This window comes from Streptomyces sp. NPDC088554 (genome assembly GCF_044752945.1).
Taxonomy (GTDB): domain Bacteria; phylum Actinomycetota; class Actinomycetes; order Streptomycetales; family Streptomycetaceae; genus Streptomyces.
The window spans coordinates 61,431-73,174 of sequence record NZ_JBIVMF010000026.1 but is presented as its reverse complement, the minus strand read 5'-3'; the positions used below and the strand labels follow the sequence as shown (position 1 = coordinate 73,174).

The following is an 11,744-nucleotide window of genomic DNA, read 5'->3' as shown; positions in this document are numbered from 1 at the left end:
GCGACGGCCGGGCGTGTGGGCGTTTACGCCAGAACGGATTCCAGCGAAATCGAGGGGGCTCCCGATTCCGCGCCCTCGGTGGACTCGGTGGATCCGGTGGTTTCCTCGGCGAACGTGGATTCCTCCGGCTTCGCCTTCGCCTTGGCCGCCTTCGGTCGGCTCATCGCCGGGGCGGTCTCCGCGCTCTCCGCCGCCTCGTCGGACTCCTCGGCAGCGCTCGTACCCCCCTCGACGAGGTTGAGGTAGCCGCGGATCGTCTCGACGGACAGCCCCAGCTCGTCGGAGGCGCCCTCTTCGCTCCCGAAGACCTCGACCGCTTCCGCCACGGCCTCGGCCAGCTCCGCCTCAGCCTTGCGCAGCTTGGTCTCGGCCTTGTCGATGGTGTCGACGACAGCCAGTTGGCGCCGTTGCTTCTCCTGGAGTTTCTGCTTGCGGGACGGGCTCTTCTCGGGGGTTTGCGCAGTCATGCGCAAGATCATAAACCGAGCGTCCGTGATGCCGAAATCACCAACGGACGTTCGAGGAACGGACGTTCTCCAGTGGACGCCCACGGTGTTCCGCGCCGGTCGGGCGCACGAATCACAGCCCGCATCGCCGAAACCGCTCAGTGCCTTCGGCCCGTCGCGGAGGCGAAGCCCAGCCAGGTGTGGCGGTTGCCCCACCAACACCAGCCGACCTTGGGGGCGTTGCGTCGATCGTGGCCGTCCCGCCCCGTGCCGTTGCTGATCCAGATCGCCGGGGTGCGGGTGTCCAGGGCACCGTTTGCCTTGCGCAGCCTGGAGCCGATGGTCATGAAGCAGCGGTTGCGCTCAAGGACCGCCGGCTGCTGGAGCACCCAGTGGACGCCTTCGGTGAGCAGTAGCGGGGTGCGGCTCTCCTTGGTGAGGGCGGGCAGTGCCTCGTCGGGGCTCCAGTTGGCCAGGTGGTCGCCGCGGTCGAGGCCGGTGACGAGGTAGAGAGGGGCGTCGGGCAGCTCGACGGCGTACGGGGCGAAGCCGTCGACATCGGTCATGTCGGTGACGACGAAGCCGGGCTTGCCGTCGTGGCGGAGCAGCGGTGCGAGGGCGGAGACGGGGGCGCGGTCCGGGTGGATGGCGAGCAGGGCGTCGCTGTCTCCGCAGCCGGCGTTCTCGGCGAAGGTGCGCAGTTCGTCCGCGGGTATCCCCGCGAGCTCGTGCGCTCCAAGCCGGACCAGGCGATCTGCCTGGGCAGCGAGCGACGGGAGAGGAAACACTGCGGCGGTGGACGACGTATCGGGCAAGGCACTCCTCGGTCTGCGGGTGTGGAGCCGTTGACGTGGATCGGGCAAGGCACTCCTCGGTCTGCGGGTGTGGAGCCGTTGACGTGGTTCGAGCGCGGCGACCCGCCGGAATATTCCCGGCACGGCCGCACCACGACACGTGCGGGCCCACACGAGAGGAAGCGGCCATTGAAGCTCGAACAGCTCGCGGGCCGACGCCGGCCCGCGAGCTGCCCCGCCGCTACGAGAGACAGCCCCGCCGCTACCAGGGTGCGTGGGACATGCCTCTCGTACCGAGGAGCAGAGCCGAAACGCGCCGATCACAACCCCGGCCCGCCGGGTGGGCGGGCCGGGTTCACGTTCAGCGTCCGGTGAACCGGGGTTGCCGCTTCTCCAGGAACGCGCGCATGCCCTCACTCTGGTCCTCGGTCGCGAACAGCGCGTGGAAGACCCGTCGTTCGAAGAGGAGCCCGTCGCGCAAGCCGGTTTCCAGGGCCCGGTCGACCGCCTCCCTGGCCGCCGTCACCGCGGGCCTTCCGTAGGAGGCGATGGCGGTGGCGGCCCGTACCGCCTCCTCCAGCACCTGACCGTCGGGCACCACCCTGGCAACGAGCCCGGCCCGTTCGGCCTCCGCCGCGTCCATGGTGCGGCCGGTGAGCACGAGGTCCATGGCCTTGGCGCGGCCCACCAGCCGGGTGAGGCGCTGGGTGCCGCCGATGCCGGGGATCACTCCGAGCTTGATCTCCGGCTGTCCGAAGAGGGCGGACTGCCCCGCGATGACGAAGTCGCACATCATCGCCAGCTCGCAACCGCCGCCCAGAGCATAGCCGTTGACGGCGGCGATCTTCGGCGTACGGAAGCCGGTGAACTCCTCCCATCCCGAGAAATAGTCCTCGTCCGCCATCTCGACGGCCGTTCTCGTGGCCATCTCCCTGATGTCGGCACCCGCCGCGAAGACCTTCCTCGATCCCGTCACAACGAAGCAGGCGGTGTCCGGGTCCCGGTCCAACGGCCGCAGGATGCGGAGGAGTTCGTCCAGGAGAGCGCTGCTGAGCGCGTTGAGCACCTCGGGCCGGTGGAGTCGTACGATCACGACCCGGCCGTCCGGGCCATGCCGTTCGATCTTGAGGTTCAGGGCCATGCCGGTTCCTCCCTCGGGGAGTTCAGGAGTCTGGAGGCTCAGGAGTCTGGAGGCTCAGGAGTCTGGGAGTTCAGGAGTTGGGGGGCAGGAGTTGGGGGTGGGAGTTCCGCGGGGATCAGGAATCCCAGATCGCGCCGTACGCCGGGATGCCACGGCGTTCGAGACCGTGTACGACCTGCCAGGTGAGCTTCTTGTTGGAGATGCAGATGACGGCTTCGGCGCCGAAGTCCCGGTAGGCGGCGTAGGCGAGCCGCACCATGTCGGGCTTGCCGTGCCGTGAGGTGTCCCAGATGAGCGCGTCCGGCTGGACCGCGAGGATCTCGTCGACCAGTCCGTCCCCGTAGGTGGTCCGTGGATCGCGGGTCGCCCACACCAGGCGCGCGGGCACCTCGGCGGCGAGCAGATGCGGCAGACAGGGGCCGATGCCACTGCCGGTGGCGACGTAGACCACCTTGCTGAACAGCGTCTCGATGTTGGCGACACCCGCCGTCGTGATGCCCTTGACCCAGACCCGCGAGGGCGCGTCGTCGATGAACGCGCCGGTCCAGTCGCCCGCGCGGGAGATGGTGAGCCTAAAGCCGGTCCGGCCCGGGGCGGGCACGTTGGCGAAGGAGTGCCACTCCTTGAGCGGGCTGCGGCTGATCGCCGTGGACGAACCGGCGAAGGGGGTCACCCCGTGGTCGAAGTGGGCCAGCGCCACATGCGACGAGGGCCGTTCCACACGTACATCGACCTTGCGCAGCCGCAGCCAGGGCAGCGCGACGGAGAAGGTGACCAGGGCGAGCACCCAGACACCGGGTTCGGCGGCCACCGGGGCCCGGGCCGAGAGCAGTGTGTGCGCCCAGAAGAGCGCCAGCGCCGTCCAGCCGCCGTAGCGGTGGATCTTCTCGAACCGGTCGTGGAAGCGCGAGCGGAAGGGCGGCAGGGCGGTGGCGACCAGCCCGGCGAGCAGGGCCACCAGTCCGTAGGCGACGGCGAGTGTGGCGGTGTCCCCGCCCTCGGCGGTGAGCACGGCGGTCTGCGCGAGGAACCACACCGTCCCGGCGAGCGCGCCGCCCAGGTGCAGCCCGCCGAAGTGGTACACCTTCGCCAGCGTCCACCGCAGCTTGAGCGGTCTGCGGGGAGAGGCCCGGGTGGCCAGCCGGAACAGCAGGTTGATGACGTACTGCTGGCGTACGAGGACGGCGAGCGCGAGGTTGGCGAGCGCGGCGTGGCCGAGGGTACGGGTGCTGTGCGGGCCTCCGGCGAGAAAGGCCAGATTGGCGAGGACCACCAGTGCGGCGAGCCGGTTGTAGTGCATCAGCCGGGGGTGTTTGAACAGCCGCCGTAGCCGTGGGAGGAGTGGAGGCAGAACGATGTCCTCGACCCGGATGGGCCGCCCGGCTTCGTGTGGGCGCTCCGGTCCGGTGGCCCAGCGGGCCCGCTCCGCGTTCTCCTCGTCGACGGAGGACGTCATGAGACCGCCTCCCCCGCGCCCGGGTGGACCGCCGCCAGCCGCAGCAGCGCGCTCTTGTCTATCTTGCCCCGGTCGGTCTCGGGCAGAGCGGCGAGAGGCACGACGGCGGACGGCACGCAGTAGTACGGGAGGGACTCGGCCACCGCCCGGCGGGCCGCTTCGGGGTCGACGTCCCGGGGGGAGACGAAGGAGACGAGGCTGCGCGCGTCGCGTGGCAGTGTGACCGCCCGGGTACAGCCCGGGACGGATTCCAGGACGGCCGAGACGGAGTCCGGTTCCACCCGGAAGCCCCGGATCTTGACCTGGTCGTCCGTCCGGCCCAGATGCTCCAGTTCGCCGTCCGGTGTCCAGCGGCCGAGGTCCCGCGTACGGAACATCCGGCGCCCGCCGCCGAGGAACGGATCGAGGGCGTACCGCTCGGCCGTCAGCTCCGCGTTGCCGAGGTAGCCGGCCGATACGCAGTCGCCGCCCGCCCACATCTCGCCGACCTCGCCGATGGGAACGGGCAGCCGGTGCTCGTCGAGGACGTACACCGTGTTGTTGGGCGTTGGGCGGCCGATGGTCAGTGGCCCGGCGCCCGGAGTGTGCCGGTGCATTGTATTGACGATGGTGGTTTCGGTCGGGCCGCAGGCGTTGTGGAAAACACAGTGCCGCGCCCACAGGTCGGCGAGGGGCCGTGGGCACGGCTCCCCGGCGACGGCCACCACTTTGATCCCTGTGCAGGTGGCCGGGTCGATTCCGGCGAGCACGGTGGGGGTGGCGATCACTACGTCTGCGGTGCGCGCCGTCTCCGCGATGTCCTTGCCGCGAATGACGAGGGTGCCGCCGTTGCCGAGGCAGCCGAGGATCTCCCAGGCAGCCATGTCAAAGGCTATATTAAGGAGTTGGGCCACCCGGTGGCCGGGGCCGATCCCGAGGCTGCCCGGCGCGGTGAGCAGGATATTGGCCACATTGCGGTGGGTGACGGTGACACCGTTGGGCGCGCCGGTGGTACCCGAGGTGAACAGGACGTAGCAGCCGTCGTCCGGCCGGACCGCGGTGCGGGGCGACCGGTGGCCGGTGTCGTCGGAGCTGTCGGTGTCACCGGGTGTGCCGGATTCGTCGAGGGTGATCAGTCGGTGTGTTCCGGACGGCAGTGGCACCCGGTGGGCGTAGCGCGTCTGGGTGAGGACGATCCGGGTACCGGCCGTGCGGATGACATGGCGCAGTTGGGCGGCGGGGGTGAGGACGATGTCCTGCGGGACGTACGCCGCACCGGCCTTGAGGGTGCCGAGCAGGCCCACCAGCATCGGGATCGAGCGGCGGACGAAGAGTGCGACGCGGTCGCCCGGTCTGACACCGTTGTCGATGAGCCGGGCGGCGAGCAGGTTGGCGCGGCGGTTCAGCTCCGCGTACGTGAGGGTGGCGCCCTGGTGTTCGGCGGCCACGGCGTCGGGGGCGGCGGCTGCCCGCTCCTCGAAGGCCAGATGGACGAGCGGGTGGGGGACGGGCACGGTGGGCCCCTGGCCGAACCGCTGGAAGAGCTCGCGGTCACGGGGGGTGAGGTGATCCAGGCGCATGGGACGGGAGACCTCCTGGCAGTATTCGAGCGTCGGATGGGTAGTCCGGTATTTCGAATGCCTTGTGGTCCTTCGGCCGTCGGTATGTCGCCCTCGGCCTCGATTCCGACTGTAGTGCGCGCCCTTCTACTCTCAAGTAGGCTTGTTCGGCCAAGAATTGACGTCAAATCAGCCACATGTGCCGTGTTGTGCCGCACCGGCAACCTTCACCGCACACTGCGGCGACACGACCTCAGGGAGAGCCATGTCCCGCGCCGGAGACACCGGACATGGCCCCACCGTGCGGCGGCTACGCGGCCGGGCCGTCCGGGGTGGTACGGCACTCCGGATGGCCCCAGCGTGTGTCGAGTTTGGCGATCATGTCGCCTGCCGCGTACGGCTTGCCGCACGGGCAGCTGCCGGGAAACTTCGCCTTGATGGACCTTGTTGTGCGGCGGGCGGCCGTCGCGGTGGCGGAGCCCTTGCCCGCCCGTCCCGAGGCGGTGCGCGACGGTGTGGCGCGCACGGGCGCCGGTACGGGCATGGCCTCGGTGCCCAGCGCCGTACCGGCGGGCCGCTGGGTGAGGGCCGCGTCGCTGGCCGCCTGGTCGGCGATGGCGTTCAAGTGGTCCCCGTCCTCGCGGTGTGCCGGAACGTAGCGGAACGTCACCTCTCGGTCGGTCAGGAGCCGGTCGATCCGTTCGACGAGTTCACGGTTGGCGACGGGCTTGCCCGCCGCGGTCTTCCAGCCGTTGCGCTTCCAGGCGGGCAGCCACTGGGTCACCGCCTTCATGGCGTACTGGGAGTCCATCCGTACCTGCATGACGGTTCCGGGGGTGACCGCCTCCAAAAGGCGCTGGAGCGCGGTGAGTTCGCCGACGTTGTTGGTGGCGGTGCCCAGCGGGCCCGCCTCCCAGCGTTCGGGGCGTTCCTGTGCGTCGGCGATGACCCAGGCCCAGCCGGCGGGTCCGGGGTTTCCCTTCGCCGCTCCGTCACAGGCGGCGATGATGCGATCTGTCATCCCCCGATCATCCCGCACCGCCCCGGTCCAAACGGCCGCCCCGGTCCACTCGGCGGTCGCCCTGCCGCAGGGCGCGGCGGGCGGCCCGGTAGGCGGTGGCGGGGTCGTCGGAGTGTCCGGCGACCGGGCGCCAGGTGCCGTGCCAGTCGATGTACGGGTACCAGCGGCCCGCGCCGAGCCGCAGCTGGACGCGGGCGGCGGCATCGGTGAGCCGGTTGTCCTCGCCGGTGAGTGTGGCCAGCGGGGCGGGGCGCAGCGGCTGGATGGCGCTCTCGGCGTGGGCGAGGTCCCGGGGGTCGGCGGGCAGTGTCCTGGCGGTGACGGTGACCTGGGCGGGACCTCCGTACGCGTGGGCCAGGGTGAGGTGGCGCAGCTCCATCACGGAGAGTCCCAACCGGGTCGCGGCGGCCTCCAGCTGGGGCAGGAAGGCGGGGTCGGACAGCAGACGGGCGGCGTCGTGCAGGGCGGCGAGGTCGCGCGAGGCGGTGAGGTCGTACGGGACGTCGTACGGGGAGTCGCCGTCCTGCTCCGCGCCGGCCAGGAGTGCGGTGGCCCTGCGGGCTGCGTCCTCGGCGAGCAGCCGCAGTGCCTGGAGCGCGGGACCCGGCGCGGGCGGCTCGTCCCGGAGTGTGTCCAGTGGCGGTGTGCCCGGCAGCGGCGTGCCCGGTAACGCTGTGTTCGGCGATGGTGTGTCCCGTACCGGTGTGTCGATCGGTCCGGTTTCCACCGGCACGGGCGGAGCCGGGCGGTCGGGCCGCCAGTGGGCGAATGCCTCATGTGCGCGGATGCCCGTGCCGGGCGGGGTGGGGGTGGTCATGTGCTGCTTCCGAGGGTGACGAGCCGGCGCAGCTCCTCGTCGTCGAGGTCGGCGAGGGCGTTCTCGCCGCTGGTGAGGACCGCTTCGGTGAGGGCGCGTTTATGGGCGAGGAGGGCGGCGATACGGTCTTCGAGGGTGGCCTCGCTGATGAGCCGGTGGACCGTGACCGTCCGGCGCTGGCCGATGCGGTGGGCGCGGTCGGTGGCCTGGTCCTCGACGGCCGGGTTCCACTGCTGGTCGTAGTGGATCACATGGCCGGCGGCGGTGAGGTTGAGGCCGACACCGGCCGCCTTGACGGACAGGATCAGCACCCGGGTGCGGCCCGCCTGGAAGTCGTCGACCATCGTCTGTCGCGCTCCGATCGGGGTCTGGCCGTGCAGGAAGTCCGGTGCCGGCCCCCGGGCGGTGAGATGGGCGCGCAGCAGGTGCCCCATCTCGACGTAACTGGTGAAGACCAGCACGGATTCGCCGCACGCGGCGATCTGGTCGAGCAGCTCGTCCAGCGCGGTGAGTTTGGCGGAGCGGGCGGCGAACTTCGGTGCTTCCGCGGGGAGTTCGGGAGCGGACTGCTTCAGGTAGTGGGCGGGGTGGTTGCAGATCTGCCGCAGGGTGGTGAGCAGCCGTACGACCAGGCCGTGCCGTGCGATGCCCGTGGTGTGCTGGATGGTGTGCAGGGTCTCACGGACCGCGGCCTCGTAGAGGGCGGCCTGCTCCCGGGTGAGCTGGACGATCCGCTGGGAGTGGACCTTGTCGGGCAGCTCGGGTGCGATGCCCGGGTCGCTCTTGAGCCGGCGCAGCAGGAACGGGCTGACCAGGCGGCCCAGTTGGCGGGCGGCCGCGCCGCCGGTGTCGCGCTCGGCGGCGCGGCCGTAGCGGTCCCGGAAGGCACTCCGGGTGCCGAGAAGGCCCGGGTTGACCCAGTCCATGATCGCCCACAGTTCGTCGAGGCGGTTCTCGACCGGTGTGCCGGTCATCGCCAGCCGGGCGTCGCAGGTCAGTTCGCGCAGCCGACGGGCGGCGGCGGTCGCCGGGTTCTTCACACTCTGCGCCTCGTCGGCCACGACCAGGTCCCAGGCGGTCGCGGCGAGCACGTCGGCGTCGCGCTGGAGGATGCCGTACGTCGTGACGACGATCGTCGTGGGGGTGAGCGCGGCCAGGTCGCGGCCCGGCCCGTGGAAGGCCAGGACCGGGGTACCCGGGGCGAAGCGCCCGATCTCACGGGTCCAGTTGGTGACGAGGGAGGCGCGGGCGATGACCAGGGTGGGGCGGGTCGCGCCGGTCTCCCGGCGGTGCAGGATCAGGGAGATCGCGGTGAGGGTCTTGCCAAGGCCCATGTCGTCGGCCAGGCAGCCGCCGTAGCCGAGCGCGAGGAGGCGTGCCAGCCAGGTCAGCCCCCGGTGCTGGTAGCTCCGCAGCCGTGCGGACAGGCCGTCCGGGACGGGCAGGAGGCCGTCGTCGGCGGTGTCGGTGCGCAGGGTGGTGACCAGTTCGGCGAACGCGCCGGCCGGTGTGCACACGTAGGTGGTGCCCCGGACGCTGACGCTGCCCGACAGGGCGGCGCCGAGGGCCTCGATACCGTTCAGCGGGTCCAGGTCGCGGTGGGCGGCGCGGCGGGCGGTCGCGGGGTCGACCAGGACCCAGGTCCCCCGCAGCCTGACCAGCGGGCGGGCCGCCTCGGCCAGGGCATCCATCTCCGCGTCGGTCAACACCTGTCCGTTCAGGGCAAGTTGCCAGCGGAAGTCGAGGAGCTGCGCCAGGCCGAGGCGGGCCCCCGCGGGCGCGGACCGGGCGCCGACGACGGTGCCGGTGGTGAGTGCGTCGGTCATCCCGGGGGGCCAGCGGACCTCCACACCGGCGAGTCCGTCGCGCCCTGCGGTGTGGAGCTGGACCGCTTCGGTGACGGTCAGCGGTGTTTCCACGGGGTAGGGCCGGGCGGCGAGGCGCTCGGCGGGCGCCCAGACGACGGCGGCACGGCGCAGCAGCCGCCGGGCTCGGCGGCAGGTCGCGGGTGTGTCCGCGCCGGGGTGGCCCCCGGACCACAGGTCGCGCGCGGGGACCGGCTCGGTCTCACCGTGGTCGGGGCTCATCAGCAGCGTGACGCGCAGCCGTCCGGCGGTCGCGTCCGCGTCGGTGGGCGGCTCGACGTTCAGTACGAGGCGTGGGGGTGGCCCCGGGTCGAGGTGGTCCTCAAGGGCGTCCGCCCACTGCCGCAGCCCCGGATGCGGTGTGTGGCCCGGCGCGGTGAACGGGTGGCCGCCGAAGAGCGCGGGCGCGCCCGGAGTGTGGAGCAGGTCCTCGGTCAAGGCGTTCAGAAAGGCGTCGAGCGCGTGTTCTACGGTGGGGATGCGCGGTTCGTCCGTACCGGAGTACGACACGGAGCCCGGCCCGGAGCCCGGCGTGGCGTCCCGGCCCGCGGGCAGCAGCTGGCAGTGGGCATGCGGTGGCATCGCCCCGGCGAGGTGGTCCCTGATCTCCCGGTCCCGGCCGGTGAAGGGCCCCGGGCGCCAGGTGCCCCGGCCGTCGTCGCCGAGGGCGGGGTGGACGAGCCGGGCGGAGACCATGCGCAGGCCGAGCCGGGCGGCGGCGGCCCAGGCGGTCGCGGACGGGTGGGGCGCCGTCCGCTGCCGGGTGAGGGCGAGCAGCGTACCGAGCGCGGCCGGCAGGGGCAGGGACCATCCCGTCACGGACGCGCGGCGTACGCCCGTACCGCCGCCGTCCCCGGCCAGGGCCAACTCGCGGACGGACCGCGCCATGGGCGGGGGCAGGGCTGCGGCGGGCATCGCGCCGCCGTCCGGCCGGTAGAGCAGGAGCTCCACCCGCCCGCCCGCCGGATCTGTCGTCAGGGTCAGCGCGCAGCCGTCCCGCAGCGCCCCGGCCGCCGCCGCCCGTACCCCCGGAGCCGGTGCGGGCGAGGGGTCCTCGGCGGCGGGGGTGTCCGCCGGATCCATGCGGGCGCGCACCAGCTCCAGCAGGGCGGCGCCCGCGGCCATGCGGGCGTCGGCCTTCGAGCGGCCCCGTCCGGTGGACCGTACGGCGCCGCCCCGGAGGTGGCAGTGGCCGACGCAGAGGAATGCGGGGGCCTTCGGGGTCCCCGTGGGCTCGAACTCCCACTCGGGCTTGGTGATGATCCGGTCCAGCTTCAGCTGGTTGAGATGCATCAGCGCGTTGGTCCGCTCGCCCTTCGGCCGGAGCGCGATCGGGAGCTGTTTGGCCGTCACCTGGGGCTTCTTCACCGGATCGGGTGTGTCGGGCAGACGTACCTCGGGTTCGGGCAGCCCCGCCAGCGCGGCGAGCAGGCTGACGACCGCGCGGTGCTCGGCCGACTTGCGACCGCGCGCCCTGCGCGGCGCCCCGCGCACCGGGCCGTCGCCCGGGTCGAACCAGGCGCTGATCTCGTGGACGGGTTCCGGCCCCTGGTGGACGGTCTCCTCCAGGGACGGTCCCGGCCGGTCGAGTTCCTTGGCGTACATGGCGAGCACGGATCCGGCGTAGCCCGAGCGCTGCGCGACGACGTCGAGCATCGCGACGCGGGCCCGCTGCCAGCCGCCGCCACGGGTGGTGAACAGCAGCGCGTACATATGGCGGTGCTGGAACTGGCCGTGTTCCGCGCGGGTGAGCAACTCCCGCAGCAGGGTGGGGCCCGGGGCGTCGGCGGTGATCCGTTCGTCGAGGAGGAACTCGAACGCCTCCACGCCCAGTCCCGGCCGCCCGGGGGCGCGCGGACCGGGCACGGCGGGCCGGCCTGCGGAGCCGTCGAGCGGGTCGGGGACGCCCGCCATCCTGGCCAGCAGGCTGGTCATCGCCCGGTCGCGGGCGCTCTGCCGGTCCGTGCCCCGGCGGGCCGGGCCGGTGATCCCGTACCCCGGCAGCCCGACGCCCACCCGCGCCTCGCACGTGTCCTCGGCGCCGTCGTGGGCGTCGGTGGCGGCGATGTCGGTGAAGGCCGGGGACGGCCACATCTCCAGCTGGCAGTGCAGGAGCAGCACGCCCCGTACCGACTCCGCGCCGCGGGACAGCTCTCGCATCACCGCGTCCCGGACCGGTGACCACACGCCGTGGTCGCCCGCGACCAGCAGCGCCATCCGCAGATCCCGCAGCGACATGAGCCCGGCCCGCGTCCGCCGGACCGTCTCGTCGCCCAGCGCGCGGGAGAGCCGGCCGTGGACGCACGCGGACTTCAGGTGCTCGCTCCACGCGTGGCCTTCGAGGCCGGCCAGGGTCCGCCGCTCCGCGGTCAGTACGCCGGTGTCGCCCCGGCCGGGGTGTGCCGCCGTCCGATCCGTGGTGGCGTCCCGCCCGTATTGCTGTGCCGTCAACACCCCTCCCGAAAAGACATTGCGACGCCATTCTTCCTCGCTCCGGGAGTGAAAGGAGACAGAAAACGATACTTCGACCGAACGTTCGAACATCATCGGACCGGACGTAGGGGTTCCGGCCGCCGGTCAACAGCTCCCGACTGCCGGAATATGGCCGATTCACACGCGGCGGGAATGATGTCTCACGAGGCCGACGCGGGCATATCCGAACAACT

The 11,744-nt window shown here is 72.0% G+C and carries 8 protein-coding genes; all 8 read right to left on the bottom strand.

Annotated features, from left to right (window positions below):
* Positions 1–23: 23 nt before the first annotated feature.
* Complete coding sequence (locus ACIP8W_RS26230; protein WP_402204871.1) at positions 24–467, bottom strand: hypothetical protein; 444 nt, start codon at positions 465–467, stop codon at positions 24–26.
* Positions 468–604: 137 nt separating this feature from the next.
* Positions 605–1,261, bottom strand: a complete 657-nt coding sequence (locus ACIP8W_RS26225) for a DUF5701 family protein (protein ID WP_402151917.1) — start codon at positions 1,259–1,261, stop codon at positions 605–607.
* A gap of 340 nt (positions 1,262–1,601) precedes the next feature.
* Positions 1,602–2,381, bottom strand: a complete 780-nt coding sequence (locus ACIP8W_RS26220) for an enoyl-CoA hydratase-related protein (protein ID WP_401956570.1) — start codon at positions 2,379–2,381, stop codon at positions 1,602–1,604.
* Between the two features lie 115 nt (positions 2,382–2,496).
* Complete coding sequence (locus ACIP8W_RS26215; protein WP_401956567.1) at positions 2,497–3,837, bottom strand: hypothetical protein; 1,341 nt, start codon at positions 3,835–3,837, stop codon at positions 2,497–2,499.
* Positions 3,834–5,396 (bottom strand): amino acid adenylation domain-containing protein, encoded by a 1,563-nt coding sequence (locus ACIP8W_RS26210; protein ID WP_401956564.1) that lies wholly within the window; start codon positions 5,394–5,396, stop codon positions 3,834–3,836. Before ACIP8W_RS26210 ends, ACIP8W_RS26215 begins: the two co-directional genes overlap by 4 nt.
* 289 nt (positions 5,397–5,685) lie before the next feature.
* Complete coding sequence (locus tag ACIP8W_RS26205; protein ID WP_401956562.1) at positions 5,686–6,396, bottom strand: ribonuclease H; 711 nt, start codon at positions 6,394–6,396, stop codon at positions 5,686–5,688.
* Positions 6,397–6,403: 7 nt separating this feature from the next.
* Positions 6,404–7,213 carry a hypothetical protein gene (locus ACIP8W_RS26200; protein WP_402204868.1) on the bottom strand — a complete coding sequence of 270 codons (810 nt, stop codon included), beginning with the start codon at positions 7,211–7,213 and terminating at the stop codon, positions 6,404–6,406.
* On the bottom strand, positions 7,210–11,529 hold the full coding sequence (locus ACIP8W_RS26195; protein WP_402204866.1) for a DEAD/DEAH box helicase: 4,320 nt from the start codon (positions 11,527–11,529) through the stop codon (positions 7,210–7,212). The genes ACIP8W_RS26200 and ACIP8W_RS26195 overlap by 4 nt, the downstream gene beginning before the upstream one ends.
* Positions 11,530–11,744 lie beyond the last annotated feature (215 nt).